A 21,802-nucleotide genomic window follows, 5' to 3' on the forward strand; every position below is an offset into this window, starting at 1 on the left:
CCGCGTCGTCCGTCCGGTGGGCGGGCCCCGGCCCCCGTTGTCGGGCCCGGGCGCACGCGCATGCCACACTCATGGCATGCGCGTGTACCTGGGCTCCGACCATGCCGGATACGAACTGAAGAACCACCTCGTGGAGTGGCTGAAGGAGGCGGGCCACGAGCCGGTCGACTGCGGGCCGCACATCTACGACGCCGAGGACGACTACCCGCCGTTCTGCCTTCGCGCCGCCGAGCGCACCGCCGCCGACCCCGAGGCGCTGGGCATCGTGATCGGCGGCTCGGGCAACGGCGAGGCGATCGCCGCCAACAAGGTCGAGGGCGTCCGGGCCGCGCTGGCCTGGAGCACCCAGACCGCCGAGCTCGGCCGCCAGCACAACAACGCCAACGTGATCTCCATCGGCGGCCGCATGCACACGCAGGAGGAGGCCACCAAGTTCGTCGAGGTCTTCCTCAACACCCCCTACAGCGGCGAGCCGCGGCACACCCGCCGGATCGAGATGCTGAGCGAGTACGAGACCACCGGCGAGCTTCCGCCGATCCCGGCCCACCACCCCCAGGGCTGATCTCCCCCCACCCCCGTCCTCCACGGCCGGCCGCACCCTCCCGTGCGGCCGGCCGCCGCCGTCCCGGGCGCCCCGGCCCTGCCCGCCCTGTGGGATCGGCCACAGGTCACCGGCGCGCGCACGATCCCGCGCGCGGGGCGCACGCGCCGCCCGCAGGTTTCGTCCGCCCAACGGGCGTACGCCTCCTGACGGCCCGCCCGCCACCACGCCCATCGGCCGAAACCCGCCGAGCGCCCCGCACTCCGGCGCCCCCGTCCGCGTCCGAGCCGTCGACGCCGGGCCGTGCCCGTGGATAGGGTCGTGCCCCATGGCTGGCAGACCGCCGGGCGCACCGCCCCAGACGACTGCGACGAGGCCCGGCGCCGCCCCGGCGTCCGACCCCGTGACGGCCCGGTTGCGCAAGAAGCTCCGCCGGGTCCGCCGAAGGCTGCGCACGGCCGGTGTCGACTACTTCCGCGGCGGCGCCGCCGACTGGCCGGTGCTCTGCGCGCTCGCCCTGCTCGTCCCGCTGCTGATCCTGCTCAACATCTGGCTCCCCGACTGGGCCCCGCCCACCTCCCTGGTCCTGCCGATCCTGGCCGGCGCGCTGCTGCTGCGCCCCGGCAGCCTGGTGGTGCTCTACGCGCTGGCCGCGCTCGGGCTGTCCGCCGAGTCCGTGATCCACACCGGCCAGCGGGTCGCCAGCGACAACCCGGAGGCCTACGTCTACGGCGTCACCCCGGGCGCGGCCCTGGTGGTCGGCGCCGCCGGGGTGGGCGGCCTGCTGCTGGCCCAGTTCCGGGCCCGGGTCGGCGTGCCCTGGTGGGGCGGCTCCACCATGCTCTTCGACCTGCGCGAGCGGCTGCGGGTGCAGAGCCGGGTGCCCGAGCTGCCGGACGGCTGGCACGCGGACATGGCGCTGCGCCCGGCCGGCGGCCAGTCCTTCTCCGGGGACTTCGTGGTCGCCGCCCGGACCGGCCCTGGCCGGCGGCTGCTGGAGGTGGTCCTGGCGGACGTCTCCGGCAAGGGCATGGACGCCGGCTCCCGCGCGCTGCTGCTCTCCGGCGCCTTCGGCGGCCTGGTCGGCTCCCTGCCCGCGCACGACTTCCTGCCCGCCGCCAACGGCTACCTGCTGCGCCAGTGCTGGGAGGAGGGCTTCGCCACCGCCGTCCACCTGGTGCTGGACCTGGACACCGGCGAGTACGAGCTGCTGTCGGCCGGGCACCTGCCGGGCATGCAGCGCCTCGCGGGCGCCGGCCGCTGGGAGGTCAAGGAGGCCGAGGGCCCGCTGCTCGGGATCTACGACGGCGCCAAGTTCGAGGGCGTGCGGGGCCGGCTGAACCGGGGCGACGTCCTGCTGCTGTGCACCGACGGCATGGTCGAGGCGCCGGGCCGGGACCTCACGGAGGGCATGGACCGGCTGATGGGGGAGGCGGACCGGCTGGTGCCGGGCGGCGGCGGGGGCGCGGGCGCGGGTGCCGCGGCCGGACTGATCGAGACGGTCGCCCGGGACATCAACGACGACCGCGCGGTGCTGCTGCTCTGGCGCGACTGAGCGGCTGAGCGTCCGCGCGACCGCGGGTCTCCGGGCACATGCCGCGGGCAGTGACTGTCAAGCCGGGCAGCTGATCTTCGGCCAAATCGGACGGCCCGTCGGCAGACCGGACCAGCGGCTTCCGTTCACCGCCCCCGACCGCTTCCCGGCCGCTCAGCACAGCCCCGCCGACGATCCGTCAGGACGGCTCGGCTATCGTCCCGGTCGGCGGAAACTCGTCTCGCATCGCAGGATATCGGCGTTGGGCTGACTGTCAGACCTTTACGCAATCGGCACGGTCGACCACACTGAGTCCGGGCGGGACTGTTCAGGATTCGGGGGATAGGGGGCGGCACGTGCGGCACGACAGACAGCGGTCGACCGTGGGCTCCCTCACCGGCGGTGTGTCGGACGGTCCGCGATTCCGCCTCGGGACCGTGGGACATGCCGGGGTCCGGCTTTCGCTGGTGTCGCCGGGTGGTGGCACCCCGCTATGAAAACGAGGAAGTGAGTCCGGGTGGCACTCTCCGTCTCCGCGCTGGTCCTGTTCGCGATCCTGTGCATCATCTTCATCCGCAACAAGCAGCTGAAGATCCCGCACGCGATCGTCGCCGCCCTGTTCGGCTTCATGCTGCACGAGACCACGGTCGCGACCTCGATCAACTCCCTGCTGGCGAACCTCGCGCACAGCATCTCCAGCATCACCGGAGGCTGATCCGGGCGCATCGCCCACCCCGAGCCGAAGAGCGCGCCGGTGCCGACGACCGTCGGCACCGGATCCCGAGCGCCCGGAGGCGAGCGGGCGAACAACAGTCACCGGCCGGCCCGTCTGGCCTCCCGCCAGCGAGCGAACAGACCCCGGGCGCGCGCCGCCGCCGGGGCCGGGACGCGTATCCGTGCGGGTGCCACGGCACCCGCCGACGCGGCCTGCTCCGGTGCTTCCCGTTCGGCCGTCAACAGGACGAACATCCGTGCCCAGCACAGCCGTTCGCCCCGGGGCCAGTCCAGCGCGCGCAGCGCCGCCGACGCCGCCTCCGACACCTCGCCGCCCACCCGGACCTCGGCGACGTCGTCCCCCGCCTTCCCGCCCAGGAAGAGCTTCACCCCGACCGGCCCGGGCCCGGCCAGCTCCGACCGCAGCGCGGGCGCCAGCGCCGACAGCACCCGGTTCTCGGCGAGCCAGCCCGCCAAGTGCTCGTTGCCGAAGCCGAACACCGCCGCCGGCCCCTGGACCGCGCGCCAGCCCGGGAGTTCGGGCAGGTCCGGGCGGTCGGCGTGGACCCCGCGCCCCTCCGCGAGCTCGACCAGCACCGAGGCGGTGGTGGTCGCCCACATCTTCACCGCGTTGGCGAGCTTCTCCTCCTCGGTCTTGCCGAGGCCGGCCGCGCAGTCCCACACCACCGGCGCGTCCGCCCGTCCGAGCTGCAGCACGAAGCCGAGGTCCACGTGCCCGGCGCCGCCGTCCCCCGGGTGCTCACGCACCGCCACCGCCGTGGTGCCCGGACCGCGCACCACCTCGCCGTCCAGGCGGAACACCTGGCCCAGTCGCGCCATCTCCCGGACCACACAGAGCTGTATGACGGCCAGTCGCTCGTGTGGACGCACCGGGACTCCTCCACTTCGGGAGCGCGGCTGCTGAGCTCGCGCTCGAACTGCGCTCGAACGCCGCCGAGGCTATCGGCCCGGAACCCAGCGGGGAAACCATCCGGACTCTCCGACCCTCCGGTCGCGGAAATGTCCTGAGTGCCCCACTTTGGGCAGCGGAACCCGCAAGCCTTCCGCCCGGAGAGCCCGCATGCCCCGCACCACCGACCTGACGACCCCTCCGCCCCCGGCCCGACCACTGCTGTCCGGCCCGGACGGCTCCGGCCTGGTCGCCGAGATCGAGGCCTACCTCGCCTCGCTGCCCGCCCCCGCCCGCACCCCGCTGCCGTACGTCTGCCCGTACGGCAGTGCCCCGCAGCCCTGGCACGCCGGCCACCCGGTGCCCCGGGCCACCCTGCTCGACCGGGCGCTGCGCCGCCCCGCCCGCCCCGTCCCGGTCACCGCGGCCGACCACCTCCGGCTCGCCTCCCGCTACATCGGCGCCCACGGCTGGCTGCAGGGCGCGATGTGGGACGAGGCCGGCCGGGTCTGCCTGCTCGGCGCCCAGGCCGCCGTGCTGGCGTACGGCTACGGCACCCCGGTCACCGTCCGCACCGCCCGGGTCCAGCTGATGGAGGTGCTGCACGGCACCGGCCGCCCGGCGCGCTCCCCGGACGAGTACAACGACCGCCCCACCACCCGGGAGGGCGACGTCCACCTGCTGCTCGACCGCGCCGCCGCCCGGGCCACCCGCCTCGGGCTCTGAGCCGCGCGGGGGAGGGCCGGGGGAGGCCGCGGGAGGCCCGTAAGGCCCCGGAAACGCAGCCGGCCCCGCTGCGCGGAATGCGCACCGGGGCCGGACGAGGAGCGGGCGACGAGAATCGAACTCGCGTGACTAGTTTGGAAGACTAGGGCTCTACCATTGAGCTACGCCCGCGCGATCCCCCAGCCGTGACCGGCCGGAAGTTCGGGGAACAGCGTACCTGGTCCGGCGCCCCGCGTGCACACCCCATTTCGAGCACCCCCTGCGCGCCCGCGCGGAACGTCGCCGCCGTCGCGCCCGCGCGCGAATAGGCGGCGAGCCGAACAGGCCCGCCGTGTACGCTTCCTCTCGGCACCACGGGGTGTGGCGCAGTTTGGTAGCGCGTCCGCTTTGGGAGCGGAAGGCCGTCGGTTCGAATCCGGCCACCCCGACAGTGCGGCAGGGTCTCGCCAACCGTGGCGGGGCCCTGTTCTGTTCGCCGGTACGGCGGCGCCTGGCGTGCGCCTTTCGTGGTACCGGTAGGATGGGGCGCTGGCGGTAGTCCCTGCGGCGTCCACCCAGGTCAACCGCACGAGGGCGAGGAGTCAAGCTCACCGTCCACCCCACGGGAGATGCAGCTCCAACCGCCCATCGCCCGTCTCGTCCGACCCACCCGTACGGCTCCGGCCGGGCGGCGGGGGCCGGGCGGAGACAACCTGACCGCAAGCCCCTAGGAGACCTAACCGTGAAGAGCGCCGTCGAGACTCTGAACCCGACCCGGGTTCGACTCACCGTCGAGGTGCCCTTCGAGGAGCTCAAGCCCAGCCTCGACGCGGCGTACAAGAAGATCAACCAGCAGGTCACGGTTCCGGGCTTCCGCAAGGGCAAGATCCCGGCTCGCGTCATCGACCAGCGTTTCGGCCGTGGCGCCGTGCTGGAGGAGGCCGTCAACGACGCCCTGCCGCGCTTCTACACGCAGGCCGTCGACGAGGGCAAGATCGAGGTCCTCGGCCAGCCCGACATCACCAACATCGAGGGTGTCGAGCAGATCGCCGACGGCGGTGACCTGAAGTTCACCGCCGAGGTGGACATCCGCCCGGAGATCACCCTGCCGGAGTTCTCCTCCATCGAGGTGACCGTCGACCCGATCGTCGTCTCCGACGAGGACATCGAGAAGTCGCTGGAGCAGCTGCGCGAGCGCTTCTCGTCGGTCAAGGACGTCGAGCGCGCCGCGGCCGCCGACGACATCGTGGTCGTGGACCTCGTCGCGAAGGTCGACGGTGAGGTGCCGGAGGACGGCACCGCCACCGGCGTCAGCTACGAGATCGGCTCGGGCCGCCTGATCGACGGCATCGACGAGGCCGTCATCGGCCTGTCCGCCGGCGAGGAGAAGACCTTCGAGACCGAGCTCAAGGGTGGCACCCAGGCGGGCAAGACCTCCGAGGTCTCCGTCACCGTGACCGCCGTCCAGGAGAAGGAGCTGCCGGAGCTGGACGACGAGTTCGCCCAGCTGGCCAGCGAGTTCGACACCCTGGAGGAGCTGCGCGCCGACTCCCGCAAGCGCCTGGAGCGCATGAAGGAGTACGACCAGGCCACCCAGGCCCAGGAGAAGGTGCTGGACGCGCTGCTCGCGCTGGTTGAGATCGAGTACCCCGAGAAGCTTCTCAAGGACGAGATCGAGACCCGCAAGCACAACGTCGAGCACCACCAGCTCGAGCCGATGGGCCTGAACATCGAGGCCTACCTGGAGACCCAGGGCAAGTCCCGCGAGGAGTGGGACGCGGAGATCGAGGAGCAGGCGAAGAAGGGCATCAAGACCCAGTTCGTCCTGGACCAGATCGTCGCCGACGAGGAGCTGGGTGTTAACCAGGAGGAGCTGACCGAGCACCTCATCCGCCGCGCCGCCGGCTCGGGCCTCACCCCCGACCAGTTCGCGCAGCAGGTCGTCCAGGGTGGCCAGGTGCCGCTGCTGGTCGGCGAGGTCGCCCGCGGCAAGGCGCTGGCCACCGTGGTCGAGGCCGCCAAGGTCGTCGACACCGAGGGCAACGAGATCAACTTCGACGACGAGGACGAGACGGGCGAGACCGTCGAGGCCGCCGCCGCCGAGGAGACCGCCGAGGAGAAGACCGAGGCCTGAGCCCCGGCAGCCCCCTGAGGCACACAGCGGGCCCGGACGCCGTCATGGTGTCCGGGCCCGCTGTCTTCCCTCCCGCGGGACGCCGCGACCCTGCGCTCACAGCGAACAGTTCTGCGTGAGGGATTCTGCGGCCGGGCCTGCGCGTTAGGGTCCTTGGACAGCAACAATCACGACGTGATACCCGGAAGCTGTGCGACATCGTGACGGCCGTGGATCGACCGTCCAAATCGACTGAGCAGGTGGCTAAGTGACGTTCCCGCAGATGCAGATGCCTGGCCCGATGGCGCCGCACGCCGCCGCTGGTGACGTACTCGGCGGCCTTGGCGACCAGGTCTACAACCGACTGCTCAACGAGCGGATCATCTTCCTCGGCCAGCAGGTCGACGACGACATCGCCAACAAGATCACCGCCCAGCTGCTGCTGCTGGCCGCGGACCCGGACAAGGACATCTTCCTCTACATCAACTCCCCGGGCGGCTCGATCTCGGCCGGCATGGCGATCTACGACACCATGCAGTACATCAAGAACGACGTCGTCACCATCGCGATGGGCATGGCCGCCTCGATGGGCCAGTTCCTGCTCACCGCCGGCGCCAAGGGCAAGCGCTTCTCGCTGCCGAACGCCAACATCCTGATGCACCAGCCCTCCGCGGGCCTCGGCGGCTCCGCCACGGACATCCGCATCCAGGCCGAGCAGCTGCTCCGCACCAAGAAGCGGATGTCCGAGCTGATCGCCTTCCACAGCGGCCAGTCCTTCGAGCAGATCACCAGGGACTCCGACCGCGACCGCTGGTTCACGCCGGAGGAGGCCCTGGAGTACGGCCTGATCGACGCGATCATGCACAGTGCCGCGGACGTCCCCGGCGGCGGCGGCACGGGCGCCTGAGCCTCGGCCCGGCCAACGAGACCACAGCCCCAACGCCCCGGAGGACAAGAACCCCCATGAACATCCCCAGCCTGTCGGCCGCCCAGGCCCGCGTCGAGGACATGCGCGCCGAGGGCCGCTACATCGTCCCGCGCTTCGTGGAGCGCACCACGCAGGGCATCCGCGAGTACGACCCGTACGCCAAGCTGTTCGAGGAGCGCATTATCTTCCTCGGCTCGCAGGTCGACGACGTCTCGGCGAACGACATCATGGCGCAGCTGCTGTGCCTGGAGTCGATGGACCCGGACCGCGAGATCCAGATGTACATCAACTCGCCCGGCGGCTCGTTCACGGCCCTGACGGCCATCTACGACACCATGCAGTACGTGAAGCCGGACATCACCACGGTCTGCATGGGCCAGGCGGCCTCCGCCGCGGCCGTGCTGCTCGCCGCCGGCACCCCCGGCAAGCGGATGGCGCTGCCGAACGCCCGGATCCTGATCCACCAGCCGTACACCGAGACCGGCCGCGGCCAGGTGTCCGACCTGGAGATCCAGGCCAAGGAGATCTTCCGGATGCGCGAGCAGCTGGAGGAGATGCTCTCCAAGCACTCCAACAAGTCGGTGGAGCAGGTGCGCGAGGACATCGAGCGCGACAAGATCCTGACCGCCGAGGAGGCCGCCGAGTACGGCCTGATCGACCAGATCATCTCCACTCGCAAGACGTCGCTGACCTCCTGAGGTCGGCTCCCTCCGCGCCCGCAGCCGGGCGGGAGGGAACCCCCGGGGCGGGGCGCGCACCCCTGGTGCGCGTCCCGCCCCAACCCGTCGGCGGGTCCGTGGCACGGCATCTGTTCGGTATCAATTCGCCCAGGGCGTAGGGCAGACCCGGCGAAGAGGACGGAATCACGGGCCCGGCAGAGTACCGTCGGATAGCGAGACCGAGCGCCGTCGGCGTTGACGGTCCACAGCACCAGGCCCCGGAACCCCTGCGGGGCCCCTGGCGAAGGGGAAGCACCTCGTGGCACGCATCGGAGACGGTGGCGACCTGCTCAAGTGCTCGTTCTGCGGCAAGTCGCAGAAGCAGGTGAAGAAGCTGATCGCCGGCCCAGGCGTGTACATCTGCGACGAGTGCATCGACCTGTGCAACGAGATCATCGAGGAGGAACTCGCCGAGACCTCCGAGGTGCGCTTCGAGGAACTCCCGAAGCCGCGCGAGATCTACGAGTTCCTGGACCAGTACGTGGTCGGCCAGGACCTCGCCAAGAAGGCGCTGTCGGTGGCCGTCTACAACCACTACAAGCGGGTCCAGGCCGGCGAGGCGGGCCGCAGCGGCGGCAACGGCCGCGAGGACGCCATCGAGCTGGCCAAGTCCAACATCCTGCTGCTGGGCCCCACCGGCTCCGGCAAGACGCTGCTGGCGCAGACCCTGGCCCGGATGCTCAACGTGCCGTTCGCGATCGCGGACGCCACCGCGCTGACCGAGGCCGGCTACGTCGGCGAGGACGTCGAGAACATCCTGCTCAAGCTGATCCAGGCGGCCGACTACGACGTCAAGAAGGCCGAGACCGGGATCATCTACATCGACGAGATCGACAAGGTCGCGCGCAAGAGCGAGAACCCGTCGATCACCCGGGACGTCTCCGGCGAGGGCGTGCAGCAGGCCCTGCTGAAGATCCTGGAGGGCACCACCGCCTCGGTGCCGCCACAGGGCGGGCGCAAGCACCCGCACCAGGAGTTCATCCAGATCGACACCACCAACGTGCTGTTCATCGTCGGCGGCGCGTTCGCCGGCCTGGAGCGGATCATCGAGGGCCGCGCGGGTGCCAAGGGCATCGGCTTCGGCGCCAACATCCGCTCCAAGCGGGAGTCGGACGCGAGCGACCACTTCCGCCAGGTGATGCCCGAGGACCTGGTGAAGTTCGGCATGATCCCCGAGTTCATCGGCCGTCTGCCGGTGATCACCAGCGTGCACAACCTGGACCGCGAGGCGCTGCTGCAGATCCTCACCGAGCCGCGCAACGCGCTGGTCAAGCAGTACCGCAAGCTCTTCGAACTGGACGGCGTGGAGCTGGAGTTCTCCCGGGACGCGCTGGAGGCGATCGCCGACCAGGCGATCCTGCGCGGCACCGGCGCGCGCGGTCTGCGGGCCATCATGGAGGAGGTGCTGATGTCCGTGATGTACGAGGTCCCCTCGCGTCAGGACGTCGCCCGCGTGGTGGTCACCGGGGACGTCGTCTCCAAGCACGCCATCCCCACCCTCGTCCCGCGCGACATGATCAAGCGCGAGCGCCGCGAGAAGAGCGCCTGACCGAGCCCGTCACGCACCGGCGCCCGTCACGCGAAGGGGCCCCGCACCGGATCCGGTGCGGGGCCCCTTCGCATGACCGGGGGGTGCTACTTGGCGACGACCATGGCGTCGCGGATCGTCCGGGTCTTGGCGGCCGCCTGCTCGGCGGTGAGCGGCTGGCCGCTGCCGCCGCTCAGGCTGACCTTGGTGAAGGAGACCCGGCCGGTGGTGGACTTGTCCGCCCACACACAGATCGTCGGGCCGGGCTTGCCGAGCATGGTCGACGTGCCGCAGGAGAGCTTCGCCGAGGAGTTGTTGGCGTCCTGTGCCGGGAAGTCGGTCATCGTCGTGGACAGGCCGTCGCCGTCCTTCTTGGAGTCCTCGATGATCTGCGCGGGGTCGTTGAGGTTGCCGTAGACGCCGACCACCGAGAAGGTGTCCAGCGCGTCCGAGCCCTTGCTGTAGCTGGCCACCAGGACCTGCAGGTCGGTGCCGAACTTGGACGCCCCGGGCTTGCTCATGTCGGCGGCCTGCTCCTTGGCCGACTTCTGGACGTAGCCGTCGGCCAGGGTCTGCGGGGCGGTGATCTTGTACTTGCCGCCCGCGTCGCCGCCGAGGAACTTCCAGGCGGCGAAACCGCCGCCGCCCAGCACCAGCGCGCCGATCACCAGACCGATCACCAGGCCGCCCTTGCCCTTCGGCGGCGGCGCCACCGGGTAGCCCGGCTGCCCGTACGGCGCCTGCGGCGGCACGCCGTACGGCTGCTGGGGCGCGCCGTAGGGCTGCTGCTGCGGCGGGTAGCCGTACTGGGGCTGCGGGGCGCCGTAGGGCTGCTGCTGCGGCGGCTGGCCGTACTGCGGCGGGCCCCCGTAAGGCTGCGGCTGCGGCTGACCCTGCGGATACTGCTGTCCCTGGCCGTACATCTGCTCTGTGCTCCCCCGCCGCACCCGCGGCCTGTCGTGGTGTGGAGTCGTTCCGTGCACGTCCGGTCAACCGGACGAGTGCCCGGGCACGGTACCGCACGGTGCCCGTCCGGGGCCCGTTCGGGCGTGGCGCGTCCGCGGACCGAAAGCGGTTCGTAACCCGCCCCCCCGGTTACGTAAACTGTGCGTCGTGACCGACACGACGAACCAGCGCCCCGTGAGCACCACCGGGGACGAAGCAGCAACCCTCCCGACGACCTACACCCCCGCGGACGTAGAGGGCGAGCTGTACGAGCGCTGGGTAGAGCGTGGCTACTTCACGGCCGACGCGAAGAGCGAGAAGCCGCCGTTCACCGTCGTCATCCCCCCGCCGAACGTCACCGGCAGCCTGCACCTGGGCCACGCCTTCGAGCACACGCTTATCGACGCCCTGGTCCGCCGCAAGCGCATGCAGGGCTTCGAGGCCCTGTGGCAGCCCGGCATGGACCACGCCGGCATCGCCACCCAGAACGTGGTCGAGCGCGAGCTCGCCAAGGAGGGCAAGTCCCGCCACGACCTGGGCCGCGAGGCCTTCGTCGAGCGCGTCTGGAAGTGGAAGGCGGAGTCCGGCGGCCAGATCTCCGGTCAGATGCGGCGCCTGGGTGACGGCGTGGACTGGTCCCGCGAGCGCTTCACCATGGACGAGGGCCTGTCCCAGGCCGTCCAGACCATCTTCAAGAAGCTCTTCGACGACGAGCTGATCTACCGCGCCGAACGCATCATCAACTGGTGCCCGCGCTGCCTGACCGCCATCTCGGACATCGAGGTGGAGTACCAGGACGACGACGGCGAGCTGGTCTCGATCCGCTACGGCGAGGGCGAGAACTCCATCGTCGTCGCCACCACGCGCGCCGAGACGATGCTGGGCGACACCGCGGTCGCCGTCCACCCGGAGGACGAGCGCTACAAGCACATGGTCGGCACCGAGATCGAGCTGCCGCTGACCGGCCGCCGGATCCCGATCGTCGCCGACGCCCACGTCGACCCGGAGTTCGGCACCGGCGCCGTCAAGGTGACGCCCGCGCACGACCCGAACGACTTCGAGATCGGCCAGCGCCACGACCTGCCGAACATCGCCGTCATGGACGAGCACGCCGTCATCACCGTGCACGGCCCCTTCCTCGGCCTGGACCGCCTGGAGGCCCGCTCGGCGATCGTCGCCGCGCTGCGCGCCGAGGGCCGGATCGTCGCCGAGAAGCGCCCGTACGTCCACTCGGTGGGCCACTGCTCGCGCTGCAAGACCACCATCGAGCCGCGGCTGTCCATGCAGTGGTGGGTCAAGGTCGGCCCGCTCGCCCAGGCCGCCGGTGACGCGGTCCGCGACGGCAAGGTCAAGATCCACCCGCAGGAGATGGAGAAGCGGTACTTCGACTGGGTCGACAACCTGCACGACTGGTGCATCTCGCGCCAGCTGTGGTGGGGCCACCGCATCCCGGTCTGGTACGGCCCGAACGGCGAGATCGTCTGCGTCGGCCCCGACGAGCAGCCGCCCACCGGCGAGGGCTGGCACCAGGACACCGACGTCCTGGACACCTGGTTCTCCTCCGGCCTGTGGCCGTTCTCCACGCTCGGCTGGCCGGAGCAGACCGACAGCCTCGCGAAGTTCTACCCGAACTCCGTCCTGGTCACCGGCTACGACATCCTGTTCTTCTGGGTCGCCCGGATGATGATGTTCGGTCTCTACGCGATGGACGGCACCCCGCCGTTCCACACCATCGCGCTGCACGGCATGGTCCGTGACCAGAACGGCAAGAAGATGTCGAAGTCCTTCGGCAACGTCGTCAACCCGCTGGACTGGATGGACAAGTACGGCTCCGACGCGCTGCGCTTCACGCTCGCGCGCGGTGCCAACCCGGGCGTCGACGTGCCGATCGGCGAGGACTGGGTCCAGGCGGCCCGCAACTTCGCCAACAAGATCTGGAACGCCACCCGCTTCGCGCTGATGAACGGCGCCACCGTCGAGGGCCCGCTGCCCGCGCCGGAGGAGCTGACCGCGGCCGACCGCTGGATCCTGTCGCGGCTCAACAGCACCGTCGCCGAGGTGGACGGGCTGTACGAGGACTACCAGTTCTCCAAGCTCTCCGAGGCGCTGTACCACTTCGCCTGGGACGAGGTCTTCGACTGGTACGTCGAACTTTCCAAGACCACCCTGGCCAAGGGCGGCCCGCAGGCCGACGCCGCGCGCCGGGTGCTCGGCGAGGTCCTCGACGTCACCCTGCGGCTGCTGCACCCGATCGTGCCCTTCGTCACCGAGACGCTGTGGACCACGCTCACCGGGGCCGAGTCGGTCGTCATCGCCGACTGGCCGACCGACAGCGGCTACCGCGACGCCGCGGCCGAGGCGGAGATCGCCACGCTGCAGCAGGTGGTCACCGAGGTCCGCCGGTTCGCCGTGAGCCAGGGCCTCAAGGACCGGCAGCGCGTCCCGGCCCAGCTGGACCTCGACGGCACCGTGCTGGCCGTCCACGAGGACGCGATCCGCTCGCTGCTGCGGCTGACCGTCCCCGAGGAGGGCTTCGTGGCCACCGCCTCGCTCCCGGTCGCCGGCGCCACCGTCTCGCTGGACCTCTCCGGCACCATCGACGTCCCGGCGGAGCGCAAGCGCCTCGCCAAGGACCTCGCGGCCGCCGAGAAGGAGAAGGCGCAGACCACCGCCAAGCTCGGCAACGAGGCGTTCCTCGCCAAGGCGCCGGACGAGGTGGTCGCCAAGATCAAGGTCCGCCAGGAGGCGGCCGAGGCCGACATCGCCCGGATCACCGCCCAGCTCGCGGCGCTGCCGCAGGGCTGAGCCCGTACCGGCCCGTGAGGGGCCGCACTCCGCGACGCGCGGGGTGCGGCCCCTCGGCGTTTCGCGGTCTCCGCTGCCGGTTTTCCGCCGAGGGACGCTTTCATTACGCCTAATAGCGCAGGAACATTGCTCCCTTCCGGCGAATATTCATCCTGGACCGGGTGAGGTCCTATTCCGAGCGAATTGATTCCGGTCTTGCCCGCGCGCGTTCGCGGAAGTTTGCAGGTTCGGATGTGTACGGTGTGCACGGAGTTTCCGAAGGACGTTTCCGCTGAGCGTTCCTGCGGGGTGTCCCTGATGGGCGACGGACGGGAGGGCACGGCGTGGTGGTGACCGAGGAGTTGGCCGACGAACTGCCTGCCGAGATGGTCGAGGAGGCGAAGGCCAGGGCGGCGACCCTGCTGCTCGCCTTCCGGCACGGGAATCAGCTCGCGTTCGACCAGGAGCTGGACCTGCTGTTCGCCGAGCAGGCCGAGCGCGAGGTGACCACCCTGCTCACCTGGATCGCCGCCGAGGCCGTCCGCAAGGCGTACGCCCCCGAGGTCGGCGACAGGGTGCTGCGGGCGATGGCCCGGCGGGCCCCGGCCGACACCGGCGCGGTCGCGGTGGACGAGGAGGGCGCGGACGCCGCCCGGCTGATCGAGGCGGTGGCGGCCGGCGAGGTGGCCGAGGTCCGCGGTCTGGTCGCCTCGACGGCCGACACCACCTTCCTGCTGGGCGGTCTGCTGCAGGGCGTCGCGATGATGCTGCCGCTGCTGCCCGAGGGCGAACTGGCCGAGATCACCGCCGAGTTGCGCCGTCGGCACGGCGGCGCCGCGCACGTGCCGGAGGCCCGGGCCGGGGTCTGAGCCCCGGGCCGGGCCCGCCGCAGGCCGCTGCCTGCCGCGCCTACGGCATGGCGTGCAGGTGGGCGCCGATCGTGCCGGCGACCGGGTTGCCCGCCCTGGCGTCCCAGTTGGTGGACCAGGTCATCGCACCGCCGATGCCGGGCCAGGTGGTGTCGGGCTTGTAGCTGCCGCAGCCGGTGCCGGAGGCCAGGCAGTCCAGCGCGTTGACGACGGTGCCGGCGCCGAGGTAGCCGCCGCCCGCCGCGCTGGTCGAGGCCGGCACCCCGAGGCCCACCTGGTCGGGCCGCAGCCCGCCCTTGAGCTGGATACAGGCCAGCGCGGTGAGGAAGTTCTCGGTGCCCTGCGCGTAGACGTTGCCGTCGCAGCCGTTCATCGCGCCGGAGTTGTAGTACTGCATGTTGACGATGATGAGGATGACCTGGAGAACGGCATCAGCGCCACCTCCATGAGCCAGGCTCTGCACGCCCTGGCGGCGAAGGCAGGCAGCGGATTCATCCTCACCATGGCGCCGCAGACCATCGACATGCAGTCGACCGGCATGGAGTACTTCAAACTGGCGCTGAACGTGAAGGACTCGAGCGCGGTGGGGGCGCCGAGGGCGACCTTCTCGGCGTTGCGGCGGGTCTTGGCCCAGCCGTTGCGTCCGAGCAGCAGCCGGACGGCGGCCCGGGCGGCGACCACGAAGAGGTGGTAGGCGTAGAGCCAGACCAGGACGCCCCAGAGCAGCCCGGTGAGCCGGCCGCGGTCGGGGTGGACGGCCTTGCGGTAGGCGAGGCCCCAGAACACCATCGGCAGCGTGGCGAGGACGAAGGCGAGCAGCATCCACGGCCCGAAGCGGAGCTGGAAGTCGGCGGTCTCGGCGGGGAAGAGCACCAGCCCGGCGGTGGTGATCGCGAGCGAGAGCGGGACCAGCAGCACCAGCAGCACGCAGACCACGGGCTGCAGGAAGGTGTACATCACCTCGGCCTTGCCGGACCAGGTGTAGTGCGGGGAGCGCAGCACCCGGCCGGTGTAGCGCAGGCACTGCATGTTTCCCTGGGCCCAGCGGGTGCGCTGGGTGAGGAAGCGGCGCGGCGAGACCAGGCCCTCCTGGGAGACCTGGGTCTCGGTGACGTGGGTGAGCCGCCAGCCGGCCAGACGCAGGTCCAGCCCGGACTCGTAGTCCTCCAGCAGCGCGCGCTCGGGCCAGGGGCGGCCGGCCCGGCCCTCCTCGGCGGTCAGCGAGTCGAGGGCGGTGAGCCGGACGAACTGGCCGTTGCCGCCGAGGCCGACGCTGCCGGTGCGGCGGCGCAGCAGCTGCATGCCGGCGTTGTTGGCCTGGAACTCGACGTCCTGCATCCGTACGAGCGCGCGGGCGAGGGCGTTGGCGGCGCGGCCGCGCCCGGGAAGCGGGTGTTCGTCGTCGGCGTTGCGCATCCGGACGCCGATCTGGACGGCGCCGGTGTCGGGGCGGCCGAGTGCCTTGTCGTTGCAGACCTGGGCGAGGGTGCCCGGGTCGAGTCGGCCGTCGGCGTCGACCACGCCGATCACCACGCGGGAGCGGTCGGTGCCCTCCGGCAGCCAGGCGGAGATCTCCCGGTAGGCGGCGTTGAGGGCGGCGCCCTTGCCGATCCGGGCGTGCGGGCGGCGGCGCTGGACGAGGTGGACGCGCGGGTCGCGGGCGGCCGCGGCGAGCACGAGGTCGCGGGTGGCGTCCTCGCTGTCGTCGTCGATCACCCACAGGTGGGCCTCGTGCGCACTGGTCCGCAGGCCGTCCAGGGTCTGGGTGACCACGGCCTCCTCGTCGCGGCAGGGGATCACCAGGTGCCAGCGGAAGGCGGCGGGGTCGCCGGGCTCGGCGGGCCGGTTGTGCCGGAAGGCGTGGCGGGAGCCGGCCCAGTACACGAGGAAGCGTCCGAAGACGAGCACCATGTAGCCCACGAGGGCCAGCGAGATCAGTCCGGCGACCCAGACGATGGCGTCCTGGCGCAGCGTGATCCAGTCGTGCAGGGCGTCGGGCATGGCGCGGTGCTCCTCGTAATCAAAGGCTGGCGGCTCCCGTTGGTTGCGAATCGATGCTTCATTGCGGGTCAAACTCGCTAAATGAATAGTAAAGGGATCAAACTGGTTGGTAGTGGCAAAGACGGGTCAAAGTGGCCGTTCTCACCCCGGCCCTCACCCTGTGAGGACGGCCCGCCACCGCTCCGTAGACTGTGGTCGTGAGCGACAAGGCCGACCCGAACCCGTACACCATCCGCCCCGCCGACAGCGGCACCGGCGACGCCCTGCGCGACGTGGAGACGGAACTCTCCCAGCGCTGGCCGGAGAACAAGCTGGAGCCCTCGCTCGACCGGATCGAGGCGCTGATGGACATCCTGGGCCAGCCCCAGCGGTCCTTCCCCTCCATCCACATCACCGGCACCAACGGCAAGACCTCCACCGCCCGGATGATCGAGCAGCTGCTCAACGGCTTCGAGCTGCGCACCGGCCGCTACACCAGCCCGCACGTGGAGTCCGTCACCGAGCGGATCAGCCTGGACGGCGCCCCCATCAGCCCGGAGCGCTTCGTCGAGGTCTACCGCGACATCGAGCCCTACGTGCAGATGGTCGACGCGGCGCAACCGGTGCCGATGTCCTTCTTCGAGGTGCTGACCGGCATGGCCTACGCCGCCTTCGCCGACGCCCCGGTGGACGTCGCCGTGGTCGAGGTCGGCATGGGCGGCTCCTGGGACGCCACCAACGTCATCGACTCCGCCGTCGCCGTGATCACCCCGATCGGCCTCGACCACACCGACAAGCTCGGCGAGACCACCGGCGAGATCGCCGTCGAGAAGTCCGGGATCATCAAGTCCGGTGCCGTCGCCGTCGTCGCCCAGCAGCAGCTGGACGCCGCCCAGATCATCCTGCGCCGCGCCGTCGAGGTGGACGCCACGGTCGCCCGCGAGGGCCTGGAGTTCGGCGTGATCCGCCGCGAACTCGCCGTCGGCGGCCAGCTGGTCACGCTGCGCGGACTCGGCGGCGAGGAGTACGAGGACATCTTCATCCCGCTGCACGGCGAGTACCAGGCGCACAACGCGGCGCTCGCCCTGGCCGCGGTCGAGGCCTTCTTCGGCGTCGGCGGCGCCCGCGGCGGACAGCTCGACGTCGACAAGATCCGCCACGCCTTCTCCGGCGTCTCCTCGCCGGGCCGCCTGGAGATCGTCCGCCGCAGCCCCACGATCGTCCTGGACGCCGCGCACAACCCGCACGGCGCCCGCGCCACCGTCGCCGCCCTCACCGAGTCCTTCGGCTTCACCCGGCTCGTCGGCGTGATCGGCACCTCCGGGGACAAGGACGTGGCCGGCGTGCTGGAGGCCTTCGAGCCGATCCTGGCCGAGGTCGTCATCACCCAGAACTCCACCCACCGCGCGATGGACGTCGACGCGCTCGCCGCCCTGGCCGTCGAGGTCTTCGGCGAGGACCGCGTCCAGGTCGAGCCCCGCCTCGACGACGCCATCGCCGCCGCCGTCACCCTCGCCGAGGAGGAGGGCGACCTCGGCGGCGCCGGCGTGCTGGTCACCGGATCGGTCATCACGGTGGGCGAGGCCCGCCTGCTGCTCGGGAGGAAGTGACATGAGGACGCTCTGCTCCTCGACCTTGATCGGCGAGGCACTCCTGGTCATGTTCGCGGCGCTGGTCGCGATGCGGCTCACCGACGTCTCCACCGGGGAGATCTGGACGGTCAGCGGCATCGCGATGGCCCTGTGCATCGCGCTCTGCGGCATGATCAACCGCCCCGGCGCGGTGCAGATCGGATGGGCGCTGCAGATCGGCCTGATCGCCAGCGGCTTCGTCCTGCCGACCATGTTCGGCCTCGGCGTGGTCTTCGCCGGCCTGTGGTGGTGCTCGGTGCACTACGGCCGCAAGGTGGACGCGTTCAAGGCCGCCCGCGCCGCCGCCACCGAGGCCGCCGCCGTACCCGCCTAGGGCCCCGGACCAGCGCACCGACACGCCGTGTACGCAAGGTAATCTCTGCCGTGTCGGCCCACTCGTCGACCCGACTGTCTGCCGAACCGAATCCCCAGGAGACGCACCGTGTCCCAGCGCACTCTCGTCCTGCTCAAGCCCGACGCCGTCCGCCGCGGCCTGGCCGGCGAGATCATCAGCCGCATCGAGCGCAAGGCCGGCTGGCGCTTCGCCGCGATCGAGCTGCGCACCTTCGACCGGGCGACGCTGGAGCAGCACTACGCGGAGCACGTCGGCCGCCCGTTCTACGAGCCGCTGCTGGAGTTCATGACCTCCGGCCCGTCGCTCGCGCTGATCGTCGAGGGCGAGGAGGTCGTGCGCGGCATCCGCATGCTGGCCGGCGCCACCAACCCGCTGGAAGCCGGGGCCGGCACCATCCGCGGCGACTACGCGACGATCACCCGCGAGAACCTGATCCACGCCTCCGACTCCCCGGAGTCCGCCGAGCGCGAGATCAAGATCTTCTTCCCGGCGCACGCCTGAGTCGGGCCGGGCGACAACGCCCGGAGGACCTTGGGACTGCCCCGGTCGGGACCATTGGCCCGGCCGGGGCATTCTTATCGTGAAATAGGGAACTGGGGGGGCCGACACGGCGTCCCAATCCTCGGAGAAGCGATCACGCTCCGGACAATGGACGGTATGCCCCACGTCGACGTCCGTACCGTGCGGCGTGACTACGATGGACGCGACTCAAGGGCCCGGTAAGGCAGCTCAGCTGGTCTCCGCCCAAGCGTGGGCGCACGCAGTCGTCCACCCCTCATGAACTCCGAGCCCGGGAAGGCACCCACACCCCATGGCGAGCAACCTGTCGTTCATCGGCCGCGACTTGGCGATCGACCTCGGAACTGCCAATACGCTGGTGTACGTCAGGGGCAAGGGCATCGTCCTGAACGAGCCGTCGGTCGTCGCCGTGAACACCAACACCGGCGGCATCCTCGCCGTCGGCGCCGAAGCCAAGAAGATGATCGGCCGCACCCCGGGCAACATCGTCGCCATCCGCCCGCTCAAGGACGGCGTGATCGCCGACTTCGAGATCACCGAGCGGATGCTGCGGTACTTCATCCTCAAGATCCACCGCCGCCGCTACCTCGCCCGCCCGCGCGTCGTCGTCTGCGTCCCCTCCGGCATCACCGGCGTCGAGCGCCGCGCCGTCATCGAGGCCTCCTCGCAGGCCGGCGCCCGCCAGGTGCACATCATCGAGGAGCCGATGGCCGCCGCCATCGGCGCCGGCCTGCCCGTCCACGAGCCCACCGGCAACATGGTCGTCGACATCGGCGGCGGCACCACCGAGGTCGCGGTGATCTCCCTCGGCGGCATCGTCACCGCCCAGTCCATCCGGGTGGCCGGCGACGAACTGGACAACGCGATCGTCCAGCACATCAAGAAGGAGTACTCGCTCCTCCTCGGCGAGCGCAGCGCCGAACAGATCAAGATGAGCATCGGCAGCGCCTTCGGCCTGGAAGGCGAGAAGGACGAGCACGCCGAGATCCGCGGCCGCGACCTGGTCAGCGGCCTGCCCAAGACCGTCGTCATCTCCGCCGCCGAGGTCCGCGAAGCCATCGACGAGCCGGTCAACTCGATCATCGACGCGGTCAAGACCACCCTCGACCAGTGCCCGCCCGAGCTGGCCGGCGACGTCATGGACCGCGGCATCGTGCTCACCGGCGGCGGCGCCCTGCTGCGCGGCCTCGACGAGCGGCTGCGCCGCGAGACCGGCATGCCGATCCACATCGCCGAGAACCCGCTCGACTCCGTCGCACTCGGCTCCGGCAAGTGCGTCGAGGAGTTCGAGGCGCTCCAGCAGGTACTCGACGCACAGCCGCGCCGTTAGCACCACAGCACAACATCCGACACGACTGAACGGGCCGCCGCCCGGGCCCCACAGCCCCGGGCGGCCGCCAGGTACGAAGGGGCAGTACCAGCACCGTGAGGGACACACGAGAGAGCCGGCTACTGCTCATCCTGCTGGTGGCCGTCGCCTTCGCGCTGATCACCGTCGACATCAAGGGCGGTGAGGACTCCCCGCTCGGCCCCGCCCGACACGCGGCCGCCGGCGTCCTCGGCCCGGTCGAGCGCGGCGCCGCCACCGTCGTCGACCCGGTCGCCAACACCGTCCGGGCCTTCCGGGACGCCGCCACCAACAACGGCCGCACCGACCAGCTCGCCCGCGAGAACACCGAACTTCGGCAGAAGCTCGCCTCCTCCGACATGGCCACCGGGCGCACCAAGCAACTCGACGACCTGCTGCGCACCGCCGGCGCCGGCGGCTACACCGTCAAGGCCGCCCAGGTCATCGCGATCGGCCCGGCCCAGGGCTTCTCCTGGACCATCACCATCGACGCCGGCAGCGACGACGGCCTCACCCGCGACATGACCGTGATCAACGGCCAGGGCCTGGTCGGCCGGATCACCACCGTCGGCCCGACCACCGCCACCGTGCTGCTCGCCTCCGACCCCGGCTTCTCGGCCGGCACCCGCCTGGAGGGCACCGGCGAGATCGGCTTCGCCTCCGGCGGCGGCGACAGCCCGATGAAGGTCTCCCTCCTCAACGGCAAGGCCCAGGTCAAGGCCGGCGACCGGCTGGTCACCTTCGGCTCGCAGAGCGGCCGCCCGTTCGTGCCCGGCGTCCCGGTCGGCAAGGTCACCGAGGTCCAGGCCAACGCGGGCCAGCTGACCAAGACCGTCCTGGTCGAGCCCTTCGTCCAGTTCACCCGGCTGGACCTGGTCGGCGTGGTGGTCGTGCCGCCGCGCGCCGACCCGCGCGACGCCGTCCTGCCGCCGGCCCCCGCCCCGGGCCAGGCCCCAGCCGCGCCCACCCCGGGACAAGCCCCCGCCGCCGCGCCCGCCAAGCCCACTGGGGGGAACTGAGCCATGCGCCTCGCCCGCATCCCCGTCTCCGCCGGCCTGATCCTGTTCGGCCTGATCCTCCAGGTCAGCGTCTTCGGCCGACTCCAGCTCCCGGGAGCCACCCCGGACATACTGCTGCTCGTCGTGGTCGGCCTCGCCATGGTCTACGGGCCCACCGGCGGCTGCCTGGTCGGCTTCGCGGCCGGCCTGCTGGCCGACGTCGCGCCGCCCTCCGACCACGCGATCGGCCGCTACGCGCTCGTGCTCTGCCTGATGGGCTACGCCGCCGGGCTGCTGCGCCCCGACCACGGCCGCCAGCGCTCCGTCGCGAGCTCGCTGCTGGTGGTGGGCGCCGCGGCCGTCGCCTCCACCCTGCTGTACGCCATGGTCGGCGCCCTGGTCGGCGACACCGCGGCCCGGCACGTCGGCCTCGTCGGCCTGGTGATCAGCGCCCTGCTGTACGACCTGCTGCTGGCGCCGTTCGTGGTGCCGCTGGTGATGCTGCTCGGCCGCCGCTTCGGGCGCGACCCGGTGACCGCCGCCGACGACGACCAGAGCGGCCCGGGCCTGGGCCTCGGCTCGCTGGCCCGCTACCGCACCACCCGCGAGGTCTCGTCCGGCCCGTCCTACAAGAAGCGGCGCGTGCCCGGCTTCGCCCGCCGCCCGTAGCCGGCCCGGCCC

At 71.3% G+C, this 21,802-nt stretch carries 19 protein-coding genes, 2 tRNA genes and 1 pseudogene; 17 read left to right on the plus strand and 5 right to left on the minus strand.

What is annotated here, in order from left to right; all coding sequences use genetic code 11:
• Positions 1–76: 76 nt before the first annotated feature.
• The 3 genes from ACZ51D_RS37345 (at position 77) to ACZ51D_RS37355 (ending at position 2,790) form a co-directional block, all read left to right on the plus strand.
• Positions 77–562 carry a ribose-5-phosphate isomerase gene (locus ACZ51D_RS37345; protein ID WP_360504080.1) on the plus strand — a complete coding sequence of 162 codons (486 nt, stop codon included), beginning with the start codon at positions 77–79 and terminating at the stop codon, positions 560–562.
• 307 nt (positions 563–869) lie between these two features.
• Entirely contained in the window at positions 870–2,096 is a 1,227-nt protein-coding gene (locus ACZ51D_RS37350; RefSeq protein ID WP_360504082.1) for a PP2C family protein-serine/threonine phosphatase, read from the plus strand.
• Between the two features lie 496 nt (positions 2,097–2,592).
• Complete coding sequence (locus ACZ51D_RS37355; RefSeq protein WP_360504084.1) at positions 2,593–2,790, plus strand: hypothetical protein; 198 nt, start codon at positions 2,593–2,595, stop codon at positions 2,788–2,790.
• Positions 2,791–2,888: 98 nt separating this feature from the next.
• On the opposite strand, the gene ACZ51D_RS37360 is transcribed toward ACZ51D_RS37355, so the two are convergent.
• On the minus strand, positions 2,889–3,680 hold the full coding sequence (locus ACZ51D_RS37360) for a DUF6348 family protein (RefSeq protein WP_465664749.1): 792 nt from the start codon (positions 3,678–3,680) through the stop codon (positions 2,889–2,891).
• Positions 3,681–3,870: 190 nt separating this feature from the next.
• Here ACZ51D_RS37360 and ACZ51D_RS37365 point away from each other — a divergent pair, with 190 nt between their 5' ends.
• Positions 3,871–4,425 (plus strand): DUF6197 family protein, encoded by a 555-nt coding sequence (locus ACZ51D_RS37365; protein WP_465620068.1) that lies wholly within the window; start codon positions 3,871–3,873, stop codon positions 4,423–4,425.
• A gap of 100 nt (positions 4,426–4,525) precedes the next feature.
• On the opposite strand, the gene ACZ51D_RS37370 is transcribed toward ACZ51D_RS37365, so the two are convergent.
• Positions 4,526–4,596 (minus strand) — tRNA-Gly (locus tag ACZ51D_RS37370).
• Between the two features lie 183 nt (positions 4,597–4,779).
• Between ACZ51D_RS37370 and ACZ51D_RS37375 the strand changes: the two genes are divergently transcribed.
• From ACZ51D_RS37375 to clpX, 5 genes are all read left to right on the plus strand, one after another.
• Positions 4,780–4,853, plus strand: a tRNA-Pro gene (locus tag ACZ51D_RS37375).
• 293 nt (positions 4,854–5,146) lie between these two features.
• Entirely contained in the window at positions 5,147–6,538 is a 1,392-nt protein-coding gene (gene tig / locus ACZ51D_RS37380) for a trigger factor (RefSeq protein ID WP_360504090.1), read from the plus strand.
• 268 nt (positions 6,539–6,806) lie between these two features.
• A complete protein-coding gene (locus ACZ51D_RS37385; protein ID WP_380303373.1) occupies positions 6,807–7,424 on the plus strand; it encodes an ATP-dependent Clp protease proteolytic subunit in 618 nt (205 codons plus the stop codon).
• Positions 7,425–7,480: 56 nt separating this feature from the next.
• On the plus strand, positions 7,481–8,143 hold the full coding sequence (locus ACZ51D_RS37390; protein ID WP_218204740.1) for an ATP-dependent Clp protease proteolytic subunit: 663 nt from the start codon (positions 7,481–7,483) through the stop codon (positions 8,141–8,143).
• Positions 8,144–8,423: 280 nt separating this feature from the next.
• A complete protein-coding gene (clpX, locus tag ACZ51D_RS37395) occupies positions 8,424–9,713 on the plus strand; it encodes an ATP-dependent Clp protease ATP-binding subunit ClpX (RefSeq protein WP_045696864.1) in 1,290 nt (429 codons plus the stop codon).
• An 86-nt stretch (positions 9,714–9,799) separates the two neighbouring features.
• Here clpX and ACZ51D_RS37400 read toward each other — a convergent pair whose 3' ends face one another.
• Positions 9,800–10,615 carry a hypothetical protein gene (locus ACZ51D_RS37400; protein WP_465664750.1) on the minus strand — a complete coding sequence of 272 codons (816 nt, stop codon included), beginning with the start codon at positions 10,613–10,615 and terminating at the stop codon, positions 9,800–9,802.
• 190 nt (positions 10,616–10,805) lie between these two features.
• Between ACZ51D_RS37400 and ACZ51D_RS37405 the strand changes: the two genes are divergently transcribed.
• Both ACZ51D_RS37405 and ACZ51D_RS37410 read left to right on the plus strand, forming a co-directional pair.
• Positions 10,806–13,442 carry a valine--tRNA ligase gene (locus tag ACZ51D_RS37405; protein ID WP_360504094.1) on the plus strand — a complete coding sequence of 879 codons (2,637 nt, stop codon included), beginning with the start codon at positions 10,806–10,808 and terminating at the stop codon, positions 13,440–13,442.
• A gap of 323 nt (positions 13,443–13,765) precedes the next feature.
• Positions 13,766–14,290: a hypothetical protein gene (locus tag ACZ51D_RS37410; protein ID WP_360504096.1), complete on the plus strand. Its 525-nt coding sequence runs from the start codon at positions 13,766–13,768 to the stop codon at positions 14,288–14,290.
• A 40-nt stretch (positions 14,291–14,330) separates the two neighbouring features.
• Here the strand turns inward: ACZ51D_RS37410 and ACZ51D_RS37415 are convergent.
• Together ACZ51D_RS37415 and ACZ51D_RS37420 are read right to left on the minus strand one after the other, a co-directional pair.
• Positions 14,331–14,705 (minus strand): annotated as a pseudogene (locus tag ACZ51D_RS37415) (chitinase); the annotation flags it as partial.
• Positions 14,660–16,291, minus strand: a complete 1,632-nt coding sequence (locus ACZ51D_RS37420; RefSeq protein WP_465664751.1) for a glycosyltransferase family 2 protein — start codon at positions 16,289–16,291, stop codon at positions 14,660–14,662. The pseudogene ACZ51D_RS37415 and the gene ACZ51D_RS37420, both read right to left, overlap by 46 nt.
• A 197-nt stretch (positions 16,292–16,488) precedes the next feature.
• Between ACZ51D_RS37420 and folC the strand changes: the two genes are divergently transcribed.
• From folC to mreD, 6 genes are all read left to right on the plus strand, one after another.
• The gene (folC, locus tag ACZ51D_RS37425) at positions 16,489–17,880 is read left to right on the plus strand and encodes a bifunctional tetrahydrofolate synthase/dihydrofolate synthase (protein ID WP_465620079.1); all 1,392 of its coding nucleotides are present in this window, start codon (positions 16,489–16,491) and stop codon (positions 17,878–17,880) included.
• A gap of 1 nt (position 17,881) precedes the next feature.
• Entirely contained in the window at positions 17,882–18,235 is a 354-nt protein-coding gene (locus tag ACZ51D_RS37430; protein ID WP_360504106.1) for a DUF4233 domain-containing protein, read from the plus strand.
• A gap of 108 nt (positions 18,236–18,343) precedes the next feature.
• Entirely contained in the window at positions 18,344–18,757 is a 414-nt protein-coding gene (gene ndk / locus ACZ51D_RS37435) for a nucleoside-diphosphate kinase (protein ID WP_360504108.1), read from the plus strand.
• Positions 18,758–19,079: 322 nt separating this feature from the next.
• Positions 19,080–20,105 carry a rod shape-determining protein gene (locus ACZ51D_RS37440; RefSeq protein ID WP_360504176.1) on the plus strand — a complete coding sequence of 342 codons (1,026 nt, stop codon included), beginning with the start codon at positions 19,080–19,082 and terminating at the stop codon, positions 20,103–20,105.
• A gap of 95 nt (positions 20,106–20,200) precedes the next feature.
• On the plus strand, positions 20,201–21,142 hold the full coding sequence (gene mreC, locus ACZ51D_RS37445; RefSeq protein WP_465620082.1) for a rod shape-determining protein MreC: 942 nt from the start codon (positions 20,201–20,203) through the stop codon (positions 21,140–21,142).
• A 3-nt stretch (positions 21,143–21,145) separates the two neighbouring features.
• Complete coding sequence (gene mreD, locus ACZ51D_RS37450) at positions 21,146–21,790, plus strand: rod shape-determining protein MreD (RefSeq protein WP_360504112.1); 645 nt, start codon at positions 21,146–21,148, stop codon at positions 21,788–21,790.
• The last annotated feature ends 12 nt before the right edge of the window (positions 21,791–21,802 follow it).

The sequence above is a fragment of the Kitasatospora sp. NPDC033851 genome (genome assembly GCF_055576085.1).

What these genes read in the sequence shown, in the direction of transcription:
- ACZ51D_RS37345 (WP_360504080.1), top strand. Translation starts at nt 77, where the DNA reads ATGCGCGTGTACCTGGGCTCCGACCATGCCGGATACGAACTGAAGAAC.
- ACZ51D_RS37350 (WP_360504082.1), top strand. Translation starts at nt 870, where the DNA reads ATGGCTGGCAGACCGCCGGGCGCACCGCCCCAGACGACTGCGACGAGG.
- ACZ51D_RS37365 (WP_465620068.1), top strand. Translation starts at nt 3,871, where the DNA reads ATGCCCCGCACCACCGACCTGACGACCCCTCCGCCCCCGGCCCGACCA.
- ACZ51D_RS37385 (WP_380303373.1), top strand. Translation starts at nt 6,807, where the DNA reads ATGCCTGGCCCGATGGCGCCGCACGCCGCCGCTGGTGACGTACTCGGC.
- ACZ51D_RS37390 (WP_218204740.1), top strand. Translation starts at nt 7,481, where the DNA reads ATGAACATCCCCAGCCTGTCGGCCGCCCAGGCCCGCGTCGAGGACATG.
- ACZ51D_RS37400 (WP_465664750.1), bottom strand. Translation starts at nt 10,615, where the DNA reads ATGTACGGCCAGGGACAGCAGTATCCGCAGGGTCAGCCGCAGCCGCAG.
- ACZ51D_RS37420 (WP_465664751.1), bottom strand. Translation starts at nt 16,291, where the DNA reads ATGCCCGACGCCCTGCACGACTGGATCACGCTGCGCCAGGACGCCATC.
- ACZ51D_RS37430 (WP_360504106.1), top strand. Translation starts at nt 17,882, where the DNA reads ATGAGGACGCTCTGCTCCTCGACCTTGATCGGCGAGGCACTCCTGGTC.
- mreD (WP_360504112.1), top strand. Translation starts at nt 21,146, where the DNA reads ATGCGCCTCGCCCGCATCCCCGTCTCCGCCGGCCTGATCCTGTTCGGC.